General features: G+C 66.8%; 16 protein-coding genes. 9 read left to right on the forward strand and 7 right to left on the reverse strand.

Going from position 1 to position 17,074, the window contains the following annotated elements; translation table 11 throughout:
* The 3 genes from BEMPMBAN_RS18340 to BEMPMBAN_RS18350 form a co-directional block, all read right to left on the reverse strand.
* On the reverse strand, positions 1 to 976 hold a 976-nt coding region (locus tag BEMPMBAN_RS18340), incomplete at its 3' end, for an amidohydrolase family protein (RefSeq protein WP_159232686.1).
* Positions 977 to 1,048: 72 nt separating this feature from the next.
* Entirely contained in the window at positions 1,049 to 2,593 is a 1,545-nt protein-coding gene (locus BEMPMBAN_RS18345) for an ATP-dependent DNA ligase (protein WP_159232687.1), read from the reverse strand.
* A 106-nt stretch (positions 2,594 to 2,699) separates the two neighbouring features.
* Positions 2,700 to 4,250: a molybdopterin-dependent oxidoreductase gene (locus BEMPMBAN_RS18350; RefSeq protein WP_159232688.1), complete on the reverse strand. Its 1,551-nt coding sequence runs from the start codon at positions 4,248 to 4,250 to the stop codon at positions 2,700 to 2,702.
* A 108-nt stretch (positions 4,251 to 4,358) separates the two neighbouring features.
* Here BEMPMBAN_RS18350 and BEMPMBAN_RS18355 point away from each other — a divergent pair, with 108 nt between their 5' ends.
* From BEMPMBAN_RS18355 to BEMPMBAN_RS18365, 3 genes are all read left to right on the forward strand, one after another.
* Complete coding sequence (locus BEMPMBAN_RS18355) at positions 4,359 to 5,126, forward strand: SDR family NAD(P)-dependent oxidoreductase (protein WP_159232689.1); 768 nt, start codon at positions 4,359 to 4,361, stop codon at positions 5,124 to 5,126.
* A gap of 86 nt (positions 5,127 to 5,212) precedes the next feature.
* Positions 5,213 to 6,265: a phosphotransferase family protein gene (locus tag BEMPMBAN_RS18360; protein ID WP_159232690.1), complete on the forward strand. Its 1,053-nt coding sequence runs from the start codon at positions 5,213 to 5,215 to the stop codon at positions 6,263 to 6,265.
* A gap of 172 nt (positions 6,266 to 6,437) precedes the next feature.
* Positions 6,438 to 6,938: a 2-isopropylmalate synthase gene (locus BEMPMBAN_RS18365; protein WP_200846036.1), complete on the forward strand. Its 501-nt coding sequence runs from the start codon at positions 6,438 to 6,440 to the stop codon at positions 6,936 to 6,938.
* Positions 6,939 to 6,950: 12 nt separating this feature from the next.
* Here BEMPMBAN_RS18365 and BEMPMBAN_RS18370 read toward each other — a convergent pair whose 3' ends face one another.
* Complete coding sequence (locus tag BEMPMBAN_RS18370) at positions 6,951 to 8,432, reverse strand: cytochrome P450 (RefSeq protein ID WP_200846037.1); 1,482 nt, start codon at positions 8,430 to 8,432, stop codon at positions 6,951 to 6,953.
* A gap of 117 nt (positions 8,433 to 8,549) precedes the next feature.
* On the opposite strand from BEMPMBAN_RS18370, the gene BEMPMBAN_RS18375 reads away from it, so the two are divergent.
* On the forward strand, positions 8,550 to 9,194 hold the full coding sequence (locus BEMPMBAN_RS18375) for a TetR/AcrR family transcriptional regulator (protein ID WP_159232691.1): 645 nt from the start codon (positions 8,550 to 8,552) through the stop codon (positions 9,192 to 9,194).
* A gap of 42 nt (positions 9,195 to 9,236) precedes the next feature.
* Positions 9,237 to 10,124: an SDR family oxidoreductase gene (locus BEMPMBAN_RS18380; protein WP_159232692.1), complete on the forward strand. Its 888-nt coding sequence runs from the start codon at positions 9,237 to 9,239 to the stop codon at positions 10,122 to 10,124.
* 3 nt (positions 10,125 to 10,127) lie between these two features.
* On the opposite strand, the gene BEMPMBAN_RS18385 is transcribed toward BEMPMBAN_RS18380, so the two are convergent.
* From BEMPMBAN_RS18385 to BEMPMBAN_RS18395, 3 genes are read right to left on the reverse strand one after another with little or no spacing between them, the layout of a single operon-like run.
* Positions 10,128 to 11,288: an AAA family ATPase gene (locus BEMPMBAN_RS18385; protein WP_159232693.1), complete on the reverse strand. Its 1,161-nt coding sequence runs from the start codon at positions 11,286 to 11,288 to the stop codon at positions 10,128 to 10,130.
* 10 nt (positions 11,289 to 11,298) lie between these two features.
* Positions 11,299 to 12,369, reverse strand: coding sequence for a DNA polymerase IV (locus BEMPMBAN_RS18390; RefSeq protein WP_159232694.1), 1,071 nt, complete (start codon positions 12,367 to 12,369; stop codon positions 11,299 to 11,301).
* A complete protein-coding gene (locus BEMPMBAN_RS18395; protein ID WP_159232750.1) occupies positions 12,366 to 12,950 on the reverse strand; it encodes a TetR/AcrR family transcriptional regulator in 585 nt (194 codons plus the stop codon). Before BEMPMBAN_RS18395 ends, BEMPMBAN_RS18390 begins: the two co-directional genes overlap by 4 nt.
* A gap of 107 nt (positions 12,951 to 13,057) precedes the next feature.
* Here BEMPMBAN_RS18395 and BEMPMBAN_RS18400 point away from each other — a divergent pair, with 107 nt between their 5' ends.
* The 4 genes from BEMPMBAN_RS18400 to nrdE all read left to right on the forward strand — a co-directional run bounded on the left by BEMPMBAN_RS18400 (position 13,058) and on the right by nrdE (position 17,046).
* Positions 13,058 to 13,612: an NAD(P)H-dependent oxidoreductase gene (locus BEMPMBAN_RS18400; protein WP_159232695.1), complete on the forward strand. Its 555-nt coding sequence runs from the start codon at positions 13,058 to 13,060 to the stop codon at positions 13,610 to 13,612.
* 554 nt (positions 13,613 to 14,166) lie between these two features.
* Positions 14,167 to 14,412, forward strand: a complete 246-nt coding sequence (gene nrdH / locus BEMPMBAN_RS18405; protein ID WP_159232696.1) for a glutaredoxin-like protein NrdH — start codon at positions 14,167 to 14,169, stop codon at positions 14,410 to 14,412.
* Positions 14,413 to 14,446: 34 nt separating this feature from the next.
* A complete protein-coding gene (gene nrdI, locus BEMPMBAN_RS18410) occupies positions 14,447 to 14,911 on the forward strand; it encodes a class Ib ribonucleoside-diphosphate reductase assembly flavoprotein NrdI (protein ID WP_159232697.1) in 465 nt (154 codons plus the stop codon).
* On the forward strand, positions 14,878 to 17,046 hold the full coding sequence (gene nrdE / locus BEMPMBAN_RS18415) for a class 1b ribonucleoside-diphosphate reductase subunit alpha (RefSeq protein ID WP_159232698.1): 2,169 nt from the start codon (positions 14,878 to 14,880) through the stop codon (positions 17,044 to 17,046). The genes nrdI and nrdE overlap by 34 nt, the downstream gene beginning before the upstream one ends.
* Positions 17,047 to 17,074 lie beyond the last annotated feature (28 nt).

Here is a 17,074-nt window from a genome sequence, read left to right on the forward strand (position 1 = left end):
TGTCCAGACCGATCTCCTCCCGCAGCTTCACCCCGACAGGGTCGGCGATGAAGCAGGTCAGGAAGTGATCGCGGAACACCTCTGAGGGCTTCTGCTTGCCGAAGTCCTGACCGGTCCATGTCGAGTGCATCTCGTAGGTCCGGTCGGCACGCTCGAGGAAGTACGGGATCCAGCCGGTGCCCCCCTCGGACAGCGCGATCTTGAGGTCGGGGTACTTCTTGATCGGCGCCGACCACAACAGGTCCGCGGCGGCCTGCACGATGTTCATCGGCTGCAGCGTGATCATCACGTCCATCGGGGCGTCCGGGGCGGTGATCGCCAACCGCCCCGACGAACCGATGTGCACGTTCATCACCGTGTCGGTGTCGACCAGCGCCTCCCACACCGGCGTCCAGTAGTCATCGTGAAAACTCGGGTACCCCATCGCCGCCGGATTCTCCGAGAACGTCAATGCGTGCACCCCCCGCTCGGCGTTGCGCCGGATCTCCTTGCCGCACGCCTCGGCATCCCAGATCACCGGCAACGTCATCGGAATGAACCGCCCCGGATAGGCTCCGCACCACTCCTCGACATGCCAGTCGTTGTACGCCTGCAACAACGCCAACGAGAACTCCGGATCCTCGGTGGCGAACAACCGGCCGGCGAACCCCGGAAACGACGGAAAACAGATCGACCCGAGGATGCCGCCGGCATTCATGTCCTTGACCCGCTCATCGACCTTCCAACACCCCGGCCGGATCTCGTCGAGCCCTTGGGGTTCCAGGCCGTACTCCTCCTTGGGCCGACCCGCCACCGCATTGAGCGCCACGTTCGGGATCACCACATCCCGGAACTGCCACGTGTCGGACCCATCGGCGTTGTGCACCAACCGCGGCGCTTCATCCAGATACTTCCTGGACAGGTGGTTCTTGAACATGTCCGGCGGCTCCACCACATGGTCATCGACGCTGATCAGAATCATGTCGTCCTTGTGCATGCCGATTCCGTTCTATGGCTGCTTACCGTATGGATTACAGTTTAGCGCGGTCTGCCGGTTCGGGGCCGACAGTCAGTTGCCACGCTCGTAATGGGCACGCACCACGTCGACGGTGTCGGCCTCGGCGGCGTTCTTGTCGTCGCGGTAGCGCACCACCCGGGCGAAACGCAACGCCATGCCTGCGGGGTAGCGCGATGAGGTCTGGACACCGTCGAACGCGATCTCGACGACCTGCTCGGGCCGTACCCGGACGACGTATCCGTCGGTGGGCCCGGTTGCCAGTTCCAGGAATCGCCCGGTCTGCCAGGACAACATCTCGTCGGTCATGCCCTTGAACGTCTTGCCCAGCATGACGAAGCCGTCGGTCTGCGGGTCGCGGGCACCCAGGTGGATGTTCGACAGCTTGCCGGTCCGCCGGCCCGATCCCCATTCCACGGCGAGGACGACGAGGTCGAGGGTGTGGACCGGTTTGATCTTCAGCCACCCCGCGCCGCGGCGGCCCGCCGCGTAGGGCGCCGTCGCTGACTTCGCCATCACGCCCTCGTGCCCGGCGGCCAGTGTGGTCTCGAGAAACCGTTGCGCGGCAGTGACATCGGAGGTGGCCAGCCGATCGACCCGCTGGTGGCCGGGCACGATCGTGTCCAGTGCGGCGAGGCGCTCGCTGGTGGGCCGGTCGAGCAGGTCCTCGCCGTCGACGCGCAGCAGGTCGAAGAAGAACACCGACAGCGCCTGGGATCCCGTACCGGCAACGCCGCCGCGGCGACCGAATCTGGAGGCGGTGACCTGGAAGCGGTGCGGGCGGCCGTCGGGTTTGAGCGCGATCGCCTCTGCGTCAGCGATCATTTCGGTGACCGGCAGCGCCAGCGCGGCGTCGACGACCTCGGGCAGCCGCGCGGTGACATCGTCGAGACTGCGGGTGAAGATCGAGACCGCCTCACCTTGCCGGTGGATCTGCACTCGGGCGCCGTCGAGTTTCGCTTCGAACACCCCGGTGCCACCGAGGCGGTCGAGAGCCTCACCGACGTCGGACGCTGTCTGGGCGAGCATCGGGCCGACCGGCCGACCCATCTGCAAGGTGAACTGTTCCAGGGCGGCCACGCCACCGGTCAGCGCAGCGGCGGCCACCGCCGGGAGCGCCCCGCCGAGCATCGCCGCCCGTCGCACCGCCGCCACCGGGACCTCGGCCGCGCGGCCCACCGCGTCGGCCATCACCCCGATCAGTGCGCCTTGCCGCAACTCACCGGCGAGCAGCCGCCGCAGGAAGAGTTGCTCGACGTCGGTGGCCGCGGCGAAGAGATCTGCCAGCAGTTCGGCGCGGCGCGCTTGGGACCCCTTTCCGGACACGGCGCCGATCTCGCTCAACCGGGCATCAACCTCGCGCACCCTCAGGCTCGGCTCGGCCGCCGGCCCCGGAAGCGAGCGCAGTGCCGCCCAGCCGACGCCGATCTGGCGTTGCGGCAGCTCACCGGACAGCCACGACACCACCACGGTGACCAGGCGCGCGTCGTCGTCGGCTCCGGCCAACCGCAGCAACTCCGCGAGGCGGGCGACCTTGGCCAGCCGCGCCGAGGAGGCGCCGACGTCGGCGGACGCGCGGGCGACGTCTACCAGCAGCACGCCACCAGCCTGACACGGCCCACCGACACTCCGCCGGAACGGTATTCCAGCCGCCAAAAACCGCGTCGAGACCTGCTGGAATACCGTTCCGGCGGAGGGGTGGGGCTCACCTGACGGCGAAGGTGATCGAGTGCCATCCCGTCGCGCCGTCGGGCACCGGATCGGCGCGTTCGGAGGTCTGCGTGTAACCGGTGTTGTCGGTGGCGCGCACGGTGATCGTGTGGAATCCGGTTTCCTCGGCTTCCCAGTCGAAGCTCCACAACCGCCAGGTGGCGTCGGAGTAGCCGGCACCCAGTTCGGCTCGCTGCCACTGCCCTTCGCCACTCGGAGTGCTGATCTGGACTTCGACGTCGCGCACCCCGCGGTCCTGGGCCCAGGCCACACCGCCGAAGGTCACCGGGCCCAACGCCACGTCCTCGCCGGCTCGCGGCACGTCGATGCGTGACTCGGTCTTGATCGGCCCGCGCGCCGACCAACCGAGCCGCGTCCAGTACGCCTCCGCGCGGTCGAAGCGGGTGAGCTCGAGGTCGACCAGCCACTTGGTGGCCGAGACGTAGCCGTACAACCCCGGCACGACCAGTCGGGCCGGGTAGCCGTGTTCGACAGGCAACGGTTCACCGTTCATGCCGATCGCGAGCATCGCGTCCTCGGCGGTGAGTGCCTCGACCGGCGTTCCCGCCGTCCAGCCGTCGGTCGACATCGACAGCACCATGTCGGCGTCGGGCCGCACGCCGGCTTCGGCGAGCAGATCCCGAACCCGGTAGCCGGTCCAGGTGGCAGTCGAGATGAGTTCGCCGCCAACGGGGTTGGACACGCATGTCAGTGTGACCACCTGCTCCACGGCCTCGAACCGTTCCAGGTCCTCGAACCGGTAGGTGACCTCGCGGTCCACCATCCCGTGAATCCGCAACTGCCAGTCGGCCCGGCTGAGCTGCGGCACGGTCAGCGCGGTGTCGATGCGGTAGAAGTCCGCGTTGTCGGTGATGAAGGACGGCAGGGCCACACCCTCGGGCTGCACCGACGCCGGCACCGGGGGAGCGGGGACGTCGACGCGGGGCAGGGCGAAGGCCTGACGATCGCCCGATACCGATGACGCCAGCCGGCTGATCACGGCGCCCGCGACGCCGGACGCCACGCCGACGCCGAGGAAACCGAGTGTCACCAGGGACAGTCGTCGGCCCCGGTCGGGACCATCGGCGGTGTCTGTGGCGGCCGGGCCACCCCGAGCGTCGGTGAACCGCCTCGAGATCAGTAGCCGGAGGACAGCCACCCCGCACACCGCACCCACCACGGTGGGCACGACGTCGACGACGGTCGCACCGGCGCGGGACAGCACCGCCGCGCAACCGAGGCCACCGGCGGCGACGATCGCGGCGCTGCCGAGCGGTCTGCGGGGACCCTCGACGATCCCCGCGATTGCCGCGATCACCCCGATGACGACGAGCACGAGCACGCTCAGTACCAGCTTGTCGGCGGTGCCGAACGTCTCGATCGCCCACTCTTTGACCGGCCCGGGCGTCAACTCGATCACCGAGGACCCAACGGCGGTGCGGACGTCAGCCTGCGGCCCGAACGCGGCCGCGACCAGCTGGGAGACGCCGACCGCCACCGCGGCTGCCGCGAGGCCGCACATCGCCTTCGCGCCCAGCGTGGTCATGACGCCAAACTACCGCCACAGCGAACCCGAAACCCTTACCGAAAGATGTCGTCCGCTAAGTTGCTTTACAGATTTACCTCTACTTGCAACGTTGATGAAAGGAAGTACATGGAGATCGAGGGCAAGAAGGCCGTCGTCGTCGGTGGCGCATCGGGATTCGGACGTGCCACGGCAGAGGCTCTCGCCAAGCGGGGTGCGAGCGTGGCGGTGCTGGACCGCCCGCAGTCCAACGGCAGAGAGGTGGCCGACGGCATCGGCGGCACCTTCTACGAGGTCGACATCACCGACTTCGACGGCACCGAAGCGGTGCTCGGCAGCGCGGTCGAGGGTCTCGGCGGACTGCACATCGCGGTCACCACCGCCGGCGGCGGGATCGCCGAGCGCACTCTGAAGAAGGACGGCCCGCACAGTCTGGACAGCTTCCGCAAGAGCATCGACCTCAACCTGATCGGGACGTTCAACATCAGCCGCCTCGCCGCCTGGCACATGAGCAAGAACGATCCTGTCGACGACGAGGCCGAGGAGCGCGGCGTCATCATCAACACCGCCTCGATCGCGGCGTTCGAAGGACAGATCGGCCAGGTGGCCTACACCGCGTCGAAGGCCGCGATCGCCGGCATGTGCCTCACCATGGCGCGCGACCTGGGCAGCCTGGGTATCCGGGCGTTGGCCATCGCGCCGAGCTTGTTCGCCACCGGACTGACCGAGGGCATCCCGGACGAATACGTTTCGATCCTCACCAAGGACGCGGCGTTCCCGAAGCGCCTCGGCCGTCCGGAGGAGTACGCCAAGCTCGCGCTGGCGATCGTCGAGAACCCGATGCTCAACGGTCAGTGTCTTCGGTTGGACGCGGGCCAGCGCTTCGCCCCGAAGTAACGGGAATCGGTGTGCTGGTCAGCGGATTGCGCGACTCAGCACACCGAAATCGTTACCGGGGGCCGGGTGCCTGACACCATGACGGCATGCCCGTCGATATCTCACTCAGCGAAGCCGACCGGGAAGCGCTGCAGCGGTGGCTGCGGCGCACCGGGATCGGTTCGACGGTCAGCGACGTCGAGCCCCTCACCGGGGGCTCACAGAACATCGTGGTGCGCCTCGATGTCGATGGGCAGCCGATGGTGTTGCGGCGTCCGCCGGAACACCCGCGCCCCACGAGCGACAACACCATGCGCCGGGAGATCGCGGTCCTGCAGACGCTGGCCGGTACGACGGTCCCGCATCCGGAGCTGATCGCCGGCTGCGAGGACCTCGACGTGCTCGGTGTGGTGTTCTACCTCATGGAGGCCGTCGACGGTTTCAACCCGGGGACCGAGACCGACGACGCATACGTCCGCGAGCCCGACATGCGGCACCGAGTGGGGCTGTCCTACGCGGCCGGTCTCGCGAGGCTGGGAACGGTGCAGTGGGAACACAGCCCGCTGGCGGCGATCAAGCGCCCGGGATCGTTTCTGGCGCGCCAGGTTCCACAGTTCATGCGGCTGCTGGAGAGTTACCGGCACGAGCACTACGCGCCGGAATCGTTTCCGTCGGTCGGCGCGCTCGCGCAGTGGCTGGAGTCCGATCGCCCGCCGGACACCGAGCCGGGCGTCATGCACGGCGACGCCCATCTGAACAACGTGCTGCTGCGGCGGGACACGCCGGAGCTGGCCGCGTTCATCGACTGGGAGATGTGCACGGTCGGGGACCCGCTGCTGGATCTCGGGTGGATGCTGGTGTGTTGGCCGGAGGGGCCCAACCCGATCGACGCCGGGGCCGAACTGGCCGCGCTGGGCGGGTTGGCGACGCGAGCCGAGCTGCTGGAGGCCTACCTGGCTGCGGGCGGGCGCGACACCACCCGACTGGACTGGTACGTCGCGATGGCGTGCTTCAAGCTCGCCATCGTCATCGAAGGGACGTGGTCGCGCTACCTTGCCGGACAGGCGAGTTCGGAGGCCGGCGAGCGGCTGCACGCCTCCGCGCAGAACCTGATCGAGCTGGGGACCGCGGTGGCCAGGGGGGACAACCCGTTCGTGTGATCACCCGCGGCGACGTATTCGTTTGCGCTGACCGAACTCAGAGGTCTAGCATCGCGAACGTGCCGAGACGACTCGTAGTAGCAACCCGCAGCGGGGTCTGATCCTGACCGACCCCTCGCTGTGGGTCGTCGCTACTCGTCGGTCACTTCCTCAGAAGTCAGAAAGCCGGCACATGAACTCCCCCTCTGTCACCGAGTACCTGGCGTCGCCGCTGTGCTTCGCAGCGCGTGTGGACGGTCCGATCCCGCGCGCGTTGCGCGAGCAGGCAGGCGCGAAGTCGTTCCGCGAGTTCGTCAACGAGTACGCCCCGAGCACCGGACTGCTACGCCTGGGCCAGTGGTCCTGTGTGGACTCCGAACGGCCGTCGGGACGGTTGGGTCCCCAGGCCCGCAACTACCAGGCGACGCTGGCCGTCGGAGACCGGATCGGCACGTCGCGGGCCGCGGCGAGCGGGCCGGTCGCCGCCTTGACGGCAATGCTCTACGAGCGCGGAGTGGCCTTCGAGCTGACGGCGTTCCACCAGCAGTCCGCCGGGAAGCACACCGCGACGTTCGTCCGGGGTAGTGACGGCGGCAGAAGCGAATGGGCGATGGGTTGGGCCGACGACCCGGAGCAGTCGGCCCTGCGCGCGGTCGTCGCCTGCGTCAACCGGCTCCTGGTGGCGCGGACCTAGTCGGCGCGTCGCTCAACGCAGCGGACGCAGGACGATCGGCATGCCGTCGACCGGCACCGACATCCCGCCGTGGTCGTAGTGCGGCGTGTAGCCCGGATGAGGCAACTCCAGCCGGTACTTGCGCAGCAGCCGGTGCATCACGGTTTTGATCTCCAGCTGACCGAAGACCATGCCGATGCACTTGTGCGCACCCCCGCCGAACGGGGCGAACGCGTACCGGTGCTTCTTATGCTCGTTGCGTGGCTCGGCGAAGCGTGCGGGGTCGAACTTCTCCGGGTCGGTCCACAGCTCGGGCAGCCGGTGGTTGAGCGACGGCCACGTCACCACATTGGTCCCTGCCGGGATGAAGAAGCCCAACAGATCGGTGTCGCGTACGGCCTGGCGGAAGTTGAACGGCAGCGGGGTCATCATCCGCAGGGCCTCGTTGATCACCAGGTCGTAGGTCTCGAGCTTGTCCAGAGCGTCGATGTCGAGCGGGGCGTCGCCGATCCGCTCGGACTCCTCGCGGCACCGGTCCTGCCATTCCTGGTTGGCCGCAAGGTGGTAGGCCATGGTGGTCAGCGTCGACGTCGACGTGTCGTGCGCAGCCATCATCAAGAAGATCATGTGGCTGACGACGTCCTCGTCGGTGAAGCTCTGACCGTCCTCGTCCTGGGAATGGCACAGCACGCTGAACATGTCGGTGCTCTCCGAGCGCCGCTTCTCGGCAATGCCGGCGTTGAAGTAGTCCTCGAGCGTCTTGCGCGCGCGAATTCCGCGCCACCAACTCAACGGCGGCACCGGCTTACGCACGATCGCGTTGCCGGCTCGCGTGGTGGTGGTGAACGCCTCGTTGACCGTGGTCACGAGTTCCTTGTCGGTGCCGGCCTCGTGGCCCATGAACACCACCGACGCGATGTCGAGCGTCAACTCCTTGGCCGCGGGATGGAACAGGAAGCGGCGGTCGTTGGCCACCCAGTCATCGGCGATCACCGCCGAGGCCACCGAGTCGATGTGCTCGACGTATCCCGCCAGCCGAGTGCGGGTGAACGCCTCCTGCATGATCCGTCGGTGATACATGTGGTCGTCGAAGTCGCGCAGCATCAACCCGCCCTCGAAGAACGGCCCGATCACCGGATCCCATGCCCGCTGGGAGAAGTCCTTGTTGCGATTCGAGAAGACGGCCTGGGTGGCGTCGGGACCCAGTGCGGTCACCGAGGGCAGCACCTGGGAACCGGCGTAGAAGATCGGCCCGTTCTTGCGGTACTGGTGCAGGATGAAATCGGGGCCGCCGCGGAACAGTTCGATCATGTGGGCCAGGACCGGCAGGCCGTTGTCGCCCTTGACCGCCTTGAGGCCACTGCCGGCGGGGGGCTCGGCGAGGGTGACCTGCTTCCACTCGTGTTCGAGGAGGCGCTTCTCGACGGCCCCCATCCCCGGGATGGTGACCGGAGTCGGCTTCAGTCGCCGTTTCGCCTGGTCAAGCCAGTAGTCCGTGGTATTGATCGTCGCCATCAAACGCTCCTGAAAGGACAAGCTGTGGTGGATGTCACCTTGGCACTATCCTGGCGGGGGGACTTGACGCCTGTCAAGTTTTGAGGGGAGCGAGTCGCGATGCAAAGGTCTAGAGCCATGACCGCCGTACCATCACCGCCTCCGGAGAACCGCCGCAGCCGCGGGGACCGGCAACGCGATGCGATCATCGCCGCGGTTCGGGAACTGCTCGAGGAACGCTCGTTCGCGGACCTGTCGGTCAGCACCATCAGCGAGCGCGCCGGGGTGGCCCGATCCGGCTTCTACTTCTACTTCGACTCCAAGTACGCGGTGCTCGCGGTCATCGTGGCCGAAGCCATGGCTGAGCTCGACAAGCTCACCCACGACTTCGCGCCACGCGAGCCCGACGAGTCCCCGTCGGAGTTCGCCAAGCGGATGGTCGGCTACGCCGCGGTCGTGTTCTCCTCCCACGATCCGATCATGGGGGCGTGCAACCTGGCACGGAACACCGACGCGCAGATCCGCGAGATCATGGACGACTTCCAGGACACCGTGGTCGACAAGATCGTCGGCCTGGTCAAGCAGGACTCGGGAGCGCGACCGGTGTCGGACGACCTCACCGCGTTGGTGCGGACGTTGACCGCGGTCACCTCGATGACCCTCGCCCACGACAGTGCCTTCGTGGGCCGCAGCCAGGATCCGGTGGCCGCCGTCGAGATCGTCGAGCGGCTGTGGCTGAGCGCGCTGTGGGGAGGCGCCGACGTCGCCCCCCGACGCAACTGACACCGACCGCCCGCCCGAACACGCGACGGTAGTGTCGCCGTCATGGCGCAGCGGATCGAGTCAGACAGTGGCTTCGGTGCCCGATTCCGGGGCAAGCGGTGTTTCCTCACCGGCGCCGCCAGCGGGATCGGGCGTGCGACCGCGCTGAAGCTGGCCGCGCACGGAGCCGAGCTCTACCTCACCGATCGTGACACCGAGGGCCTCGAGGCGACCGTCGCCGACGCCCGCGCGCTGGGCGGTGTCGTCGCCGCGCACCGGGCGCTCGACGTCTCCGATCACGACCAGGTGGCCGCGTTCGCCGCTGACATCCACGCCGAGGTCCCGGCAATGGACGTGGTGATGAACATCGCCGGGATCTCGGCGTGGGGCACGGTGGACAAGCTCACCCATCAGGACTGGAAATCCCTGATCGACATCAACCTGATGGGGCCGATCCACGTCATCGAAGCATTTGTGCCGCCGATGATCGAGGCCCGGCGCGGCGGGAATCTGGTCAACGTGTCGTCGGCGGCCGGGATCGTGGCCCTGCCCTGGCACGCGGCGTACAGCGCGAGCAAGTACGGGCTGCGGGGCCTGTCCGAGGTGCTGCGCTTCGATCTCGCCCGGCACCGCATCGGGGTGTCCGTGGTGGTGCCGGGCGCGGTGAAAACACCTCTGGTGAACACCGTGCACATCGCCGGTGTGGACCGCGACGATCCCAATGTGCGGAAGTGGACCAACCGGTTCGCCGGCCACGCGGTGTCACCGGAGTTCGCCGCCGACAAGATCCTGCGGGGGGTCGCGAAGAACCGGTATCTGATCTACACCTCTCAGGACATCCGTGCGTTGTATCTGTTCAAGCGCACGATGTGGCTGCCCTACAGCATGTCGATGAAGCAGGTGAACATCCTGTTCACGAGGGCGCTGCGCCCGAGTGCCAAACGGCGCTGAGGTTCATCGCTTTCCCCACTCCCACGCGGGAGTGGTCAGCAGACCCTGGCCGGCCACCTTGGTCTCGCCCCAGTCCTTGACGAGTTCGATCTCCCACGCGTCGCCGTCGGCACCGAGCGGTGCGGCACCGAGGCATTCCCGCAGCGTCTGCGAGTGGGTGACCACAACCACCTGCGTGCGTGCCGCAGCCTGGCCGATCAAGCCTGCCAGCGGGCGCACGAGGTCGGGGTGCAGCGACGTCTCGGGCTCGTTGAGCACCATCAGCGACGGCGGCTGGGGGCTGAGTAGGGCCGCGGCCCACAACAGGAAGCGCAAAGTGCCGTCGGATATCTCGGCGCTTCGCAGTGGACGCAGCATGCCGCGTTGATGCAGTTGCAGGTCGAACAACCCATCGGTGGAGGACACCGCGATCGAAGCGCCGTCGAATGCAGCGGCCACCGCGCGGGCGAGGTCATCGGTGCCGGTCTCGAGAATGGTCTGCACCGCCGCGGCCAGGTCGGCGCCGTCGTCGGCCAGAACCGGGGTCCTGGTGCCGACCTGAGGCCGACGGGCCGGAGCCGCGCTGTCGGCGCGGAAGCCGTCATAGAACCGCCAGTCACGCAGCCGTTCGCGAACCACGACCAGTTCGGGCACCGCGCCGGCCCAGTCGGCGAGCACACTGCGATGTGCGGGCAGATTACGGCTGAGCTCATCGAAGCCGGAATCGCCGGCCACCTCGACGAAACCGCGTACCCGGCGGACCAGCGTCGTGCCCGAGCGGGCGACCGGGCCGGCGAAGACCAACTCGCGTTTCACCTCCGGGTCGCGTGCGAACGCCGTCCCCCCGTCTTGCGGCAGACCCAGGTCGATGAGATACCCGAAATCATCTGCGGCGTAGCCCATTTCGATCGACACGGTGCGGGTCCGCGGACTGCCCTGTGCGACGCCGGTGCGGCGGGCGCCGCCGAGGTTCTCGGGGCCGGCCCACAGCGCGGACCCGACCCCGCCCTCCCGGGCGAACGACGCGATCACCTCCCCACGGCCGCAGTGCGCCAGCAGCCGAAGAGCGCGGTACAGCGACGACTTGCCGGTGCCGTTCGCCCCGGTCACGACGGTGAGACGGCGCAGCGGCACCACGAGCTCGCGCAGCGAGCGGTATCCGCGGACGGCGACGGCCTCGAGCATGCCGACGACGTTAGCGGCCGGGGCTGACAGCCGACGCCGGCTCGTCGGTCATCGCGAGTTCCAGCCGTACCCCCAGCAGCCGGACCGGACGGTCCAGCTCGAAGAGGTCGAGCACGTCCAGCGCGGTGGCGACGATGGTCTCCGCGTCCGTCGTCGGCGACGGGAGTTTGCGGATCTTGGTACGAGTGAAGAACGTGTTGGTGCGTACCGTCACGGCCACGCGGGTGGCGACCCGCTGCTGCCCGACGATGTCGGCCAGGGTGCGCTGCGCGAGTTCGACGACGGCCGCGTTCATCTCGGCCCGGTCGGTGAGGTCCTCGGCGAAGGTGACCACGTGGCTGCGTGACCGCGGCACCCACGGCTCGGCGCTGACCGTCGCGTCGCCGCCGCCCTTGGCCAACAGCAGGATCCATAGCCCGGTGCTGGGACCGAACTCGGTCGTCAGCACCGCGGGATCCGTCGCGGCCAGGTCGGCGACCGTCGTGATACCCATCGCGGCAAGCTTTTTCGTGGTCTTGGGGCCGACGCCCCACAATGCGTCGACGCTGCGGTCACCCATCGTCGACATCCAGTTGTCGTCGGTGAGTGCGTGCACTCCCGCGGGTTTGCCGAAGCCGGTGGCGACCTTGGCCCGCTGCTTGTTGTCGCTGATGCCGACCGAGCACGCCAGGCCCGTCTCGGTGGCGATGATCTCCTGGATCCGCCGGGCCAGCGCCACCGGGTCCTCGACGTCGGCGCCCAGGTAGGCCTCGTCCCAGCCCCACACCTCGACCGGATGTCCCAGGTCGCGCAACAGGGTCATCACCTCATCGGAGGCTGCGTCATAGGCGGCTGAGTCCGAAGGCAGGAACGTGGCGCCGGGGCAGCGACGGGCGGCGGCGCGCAGTGGCATCCCCGCGTGCACACCGAACTCGCGGGCTTCGTAGGACGCGCAGGTGACGACCTTGCGGGGTTCGGTCGGGTCACCACTGCCGCCGACGATCACCGGCAGACCGGCCAGTTCGGGATGACGCCGGAGTTCGACCGACGCCAGGAACTGGTCCAGGTCGACGTGCAGGATCCACGCGTTGTGGGTGTTCATGTCCCACAGAGCTTGCGCGCCACCGACTCCCACGCGTCGCCGAACTCCTGGAGGGTGCGGCCTCGATCGTTGAGCTCGTGGTGGACGTAATCTGCATCCAGCAGAGCGAGCAGCGCGGTGGCCTGGGTGTCGAGATCGCCTGTGGTGCCGGCGGATTCGAGCAGCAGCCGGACATGGCGGTGGTGCAGGGTCATCGGTGCGTTGTACCGCATCTGCGGATCACGGCCGACGTCGGAGAGCAGCGCGTGGTGGGCGATGACGAACTTGAGCCGTTCCCGTCCGTAACTCAGCAACCGGTCCAGTGGTGGCGCACCGGGCCCGAGTGGGGGCGGCCCGAACAGGATGGCCTGCTGCTGAGTCTTCTCGTCCTCGTCGAGCAGGACCACCATCAGGCCCGCGCGGCTGCCGAACCTGCGGAACAGCGTGCCCTTTCCCACGCCCGCCGCGGCCGCGATGTCCTCGGTGGTGACGGCCTCGGCGCCACGTTCGTCGACGAGCCGCCGTGCGGCGTCGAGGAGCAGCGCCCGGTTGCGGGCCGCATCACCCCGCTCGGGCGGGCCGGGTTCACTCACCGGCAGCATCGTCAGCCGGTCGGACACACTCACCTGGCAACTTTAGCTCAGCCGAAATAACTCGGACCGCAGTCCGGTTAGTTGGAGAAGGGGTATCCCAACGACGAAGGACGGAAATGTCAGACAGCAAGGTATTGGTTTTGGTGGGCAGCCTGCGTGCTGCCTCGGTGAATCGCCAGCTCGCGGAGTTGGCGACCGAGTCGGCCCCGGCCGGAGTGGCGCTCGAACTGTTCGACCGACTGGGTGAACTGCCCTTCTACAACGAGGACATCGACAAGTCCGAGGAAGACGGTGGTGTCCCCGAACCCGTAGCGGCGCTGCGTGAGGTGGCCGGCCACGCGGACGCGGCCCTGATCGTCACCCCCGAGTACAACGGCAGCATTCCCGGCGTGCTGAAGAACGCCATCGACTGGCTGTCGCGGCCGTTCGGTGACGGCGCGCTGAAGGACAAGCCGTTGGCGGTGGTCGGCGCGGCCCTGGGCCAGTACGGCGGTGTCTGGGCGCACGACGAGACCCGCAAGTCGTTCGGGCTCGCCGGGCCGCGGGTGGTCGAGGACCTGGATCTGTCCATTCCGGCGGCCTCGCTGGACGGCAAGCATCCGCGCGAGAGCACCGAGGTCGCGGCGCGATTGCGCGAGATCGTCGGCAAGTTGGCCGCCGAGATCGGCTGAGCGACCCACAACACTTTGCGCCGGCTCCGGGCAGCTCTGCGCTGTCGCAGCGCACGGCTGTCCGGAGCGGCGTTTGCAGTCATAGCATCGTTTGCTGACGGGAGAGGTGCGACCGGGTCCGTTGTCTGTCGGGTACGAGCCCGTGGCCGGTGTGCCTGCGGCGGGATGTCGGTGGGTGCTGATAGACACGTCGTGTGGTGTCCGCCAGCCCCCGATGTGATCTGCGACACGCCGGTGACCCCGCGACACACCGCGCTCACCAGGCAAAATTCCAAACGTGTGATTAAGACCATCTTGTGTGTGCTCTACTAACGGAGCACAACATCTAGTGTCTAGGATGGTAGTCAGCGACAGCGGCGCATGGCGATCTCCACCAGAGTGTGAGGGCAGTTCCCGGCCTCGACTCGGCGTTGATCGTCAGAGGCTTCTGTTGACCCGCCAGCCGTTCGTTAGTGCGGTGCAAAGTCGTCACTGCAATCTCGTCCAAGTCACCAAGAACCGTCACCAAGAACCACTGATCGTCGAACAAAGATTTCGCTGAGGGAGCCCGCCGAATGACTGTCACCGTGTACACCAAGCCCGCTTGCGTCCAGTGCAACGCCACCTACAAGGCGTTGGACAAGCAGGGGGTCGCATATGACGTCGTCGACATCTCGGTCGACAACGACGCCCGTGACTACGTCATGGCGCTCGGCTACCTGCAGGCACCTGTCGTGGTCGCCGGCAACGACCACTGGTCCGGCTTCCGGCCCGATCGGATCAAGGCGCTGGCCGGTGCCGCCGTCGCAGCCACGGCATAACCGGTAATCGAAGGCAGGAAGGAGGCGCCACGAGATGTTTGATGGCAACCTCGTCTACTTCTCCAGCGTCTCGGAGAACACGCACCGCTTCGTCGAGAAGCTGGAGATTCCTGCCCTCCGCATTCCGGTTCACGGACGAATCGAGGACCCCGAGTTCGTCCAGGAGCCCTACGTGCTGGTGCTGCCCACCTACGGCGGTGGTCACGCCAACGGCCCTGACCCTGACGCCGGGGGATACGTCCCCAAGCAGGTGATCGCGTTCCTCAACAACGAGCACAACCGGGGCCTGTTGCGGGGCGTCATCGCTGCCGGCAACACCAACTTCGGCGCCGAATTCGGCTACGCGGGTGTCGTCGTCTCCCGCAAGTGCGGCGTGCCATTTCTCTACCGTTTCGAATTGATGGGCACCACGGACGACGTCTTCGCCGTCCGTGCGGGCCTCTCTGACTTCTGGAAGGACCAGACGTGCCCCCAACCGTCACAGCTGCAGAACCTGTAGCCAGCGAAGTTCACGCGCTGCCGGGTGAAACGGACTATCACGCGCTGAACGCGATGCTGAATCTGTACGACGCCGACGGCAAGATTCAGTTCGACAAGGACCGGGAAGCGGCCAACCAGTACTTCCTGCAGCACGTCAACCAGAACACCGTGTTCTTCCACAACCAGGACGAGAAGCTCGACTACCTGGTCCAGAAGAACTACTACGAGCGCGAGGTCCTCGACCAGTACTCGCGCAACTTCGTCAAGACGCTGCTGGACCGCGCGTACGCCAAGAAGTTCCGGTTCCCGACGTTCCTGGGTGCGTTCAAGTACTACACCAGCTACACGCTCAAGACGTTCGACGGCAAGCGCTACCTCGAGCGCTTCGAGGACCGGGTGGTCATGGTGTCACTGACACTGGCCGCCGGTGACACGGTGCTGGCCGAGAAGCTGGTCGACGAGATCATCGACGGCCGGTTCCAGCCGGCTACCCCGACGTTCCTGAACTCGGGCAAAAAGCAGCGCGGTGAGCCGGTGTCGTGCTTCTTGTTGAGAATCGAAGACAACATGGAGTCCATCGGGCGCTCCATCAACTCGGCACTGCAGCTGTCCAAGCGCGGCGGTGGAGTCGCGTTGCTGCTCACCAACATCCGTGAGCACGGCGCGCCGATCAAGAACATCGAGAACCAGAGCTCGGGCGTCATCCCGATCATGAAGCTGCTCGAGGACTCGTTCTCCTACGCCAACCAGCTCGGCGCGCGTCAGGGTGCCGGCGCGGTGTACCTGCACGCGCATCATCCCGACATCTACCGCTTCCTGGACACCAAGCGGGAGAACGCCGATGAGAAGATCCGGATCAAGACGCTGTCGCTGGGGGTGGTGATCCCCGACATCACCTTCGAGTTGGCCAAGAAGAACGAGGACATGTACCTGTTCTCGCCGTATGACGTCGAGCGTGTCTACGGAGTGCCGTTCGCCGACGTCTCGGTCACCGAGAAGTACTACGAGATGGTCGACGACGCCCGGATCCGCAAGACCAAGATCAAGGCGCGTGAGTTCTTCCAGACGCTGGCCGAGCTGCAGTTCGAGTCCGGCTACCCGTACATCATGTACGAGGACACGGTGAATCGGGCCAACCCGATCGAGGGCAAGATCACCCACTCGAACCTGTGCTCGGAGATCCTGCAGGTGTCCACGCCGTCGGAGTTCAACGACGATCTGTCCTATTCCAAGGTGGGCAAGGACATCTCGTGCAACCTCGGCTCGCTCAACATCGCCAAGGCGATGGACTCGCCGGACTTCGCCCAGACCATCGAGGTGGCGATCCGCGGGTTGACCGCGGTCAGCGATCAGACCTCGATCACGTCGGTGCCGTCGATCGAGCAGGGCAACAACGAGTCCCACGCCATCGGCCTGGGCCAGATGAACCTGCACGGGTATCTGGCCCGCGAGCGGATCCATTACGGCTCCGAAGAGGGCGTCGACTTCACCAACATGTACTTCTACACCGTGCTCTACCACGCGCTGCGGGCGAGTAACCGCATCGCGATCGAGCGCGGCACGGCGTTCGGCGGGTTCGAGCGTTCGAAGTACAAGTCCGGTGAGTTCTTCGACAAGTACACCGATCAGGTGTGGGAGCCGGCCACCGCGCGAGTGCGCGAGTTGTTCGCCGACGCCGGGATTCGCATTCCTACGCAAGAGGATTGGAAGCGGCTCAAGGAGTCGGTGCAGGCGCACGGCATCTACAACCAGAACCTGCAGGCGGTGCCGCCGACCGGGTCGATCAGCTACATCAACCACTCGACGAGTTCGATCCACCCGGTGGCCAGCAAGATCGAGATCCGCAAGGAAGGCAAGATCGGGCGGGCCTACTATCCGGCGCCGTACCTGACCAACGACAACCTGGAGTACTACCAGGACGCGTATGAGATCGGCTACGAGAAGATCATCGACACCTACGCCGCGGCCACCCAGCACGTGGACCAGGGGCTGAGTCTGACGCTGTTCTTCAAGGACACCGCCACCACCCGTGAGGTGAACAAGGCGCAGATCTACGCCTGGCGCAAGGGCATCAAGACGCTGTACTACATCCGGTTGCGCCAGATGGCCTTGCAAGGGACTGAGGTGGAAAATTGCGTCAGCTGCATGTTGTGACAACTGGTCGCTGACAGCGGACATATCG

This window comes from Mycolicibacterium austroafricanum, from assembly GCF_902705885.1.
Classification (GTDB): domain Bacteria; phylum Actinomycetota; class Actinomycetes; order Mycobacteriales; family Mycobacteriaceae; genus Mycobacterium; species Mycobacterium vanbaalenii_A.

Bases quoted from the DNA above. Each gene is read 5' to 3' on its own strand.
- BEMPMBAN_RS18400 (WP_159232695.1), top strand. From the start codon at position 13,058: ATGTCAGACAGCAAGGTATTGGTTTTGGTGGGCAGCCTGCGTGCTGCC.
- BEMPMBAN_RS18370 (WP_200846037.1), bottom strand. From the start codon at position 8,432: ATGGCGACGATCAATACCACGGACTACTGGCTTGACCAGGCGAAACGG.
- BEMPMBAN_RS18365 (WP_200846036.1), top strand. From the start codon at position 6,438: ATGAACTCCCCCTCTGTCACCGAGTACCTGGCGTCGCCGCTGTGCTTC.
- nrdI (WP_159232697.1), top strand. From the start codon at position 14,447: ATGTTTGATGGCAACCTCGTCTACTTCTCCAGCGTCTCGGAGAACACG.
- BEMPMBAN_RS18360 (WP_159232690.1), top strand. From the start codon at position 5,213: ATGCCCGTCGATATCTCACTCAGCGAAGCCGACCGGGAAGCGCTGCAG.
- BEMPMBAN_RS18350 (WP_159232688.1), bottom strand. From the start codon at position 4,250: ATGACCACGCTGGGCGCGAAGGCGATGTGCGGCCTCGCGGCAGCCGCG.
- BEMPMBAN_RS18390 (WP_159232694.1), bottom strand. From the start codon at position 12,369: ATGAACACCCACAACGCGTGGATCCTGCACGTCGACCTGGACCAGTTC.
- BEMPMBAN_RS18385 (WP_159232693.1), bottom strand. From the start codon at position 11,288: ATGCTCGAGGCCGTCGCCGTCCGCGGATACCGCTCGCTGCGCGAGCTC.
- BEMPMBAN_RS18355 (WP_159232689.1), top strand. From the start codon at position 4,359: ATGGAGATCGAGGGCAAGAAGGCCGTCGTCGTCGGTGGCGCATCGGGA.
- BEMPMBAN_RS18380 (WP_159232692.1), top strand. From the start codon at position 9,237: ATGGCGCAGCGGATCGAGTCAGACAGTGGCTTCGGTGCCCGATTCCGG.
- BEMPMBAN_RS18395 (WP_159232750.1), bottom strand. From the start codon at position 12,950: ATGCTGCCGGTGAGTGAACCCGGCCCGCCCGAGCGGGGTGATGCGGCC.
- BEMPMBAN_RS18375 (WP_159232691.1), top strand. From the start codon at position 8,550: ATGACCGCCGTACCATCACCGCCTCCGGAGAACCGCCGCAGCCGCGGG.
- nrdH (WP_159232696.1), top strand. From the start codon at position 14,167: ATGACTGTCACCGTGTACACCAAGCCCGCTTGCGTCCAGTGCAACGCC.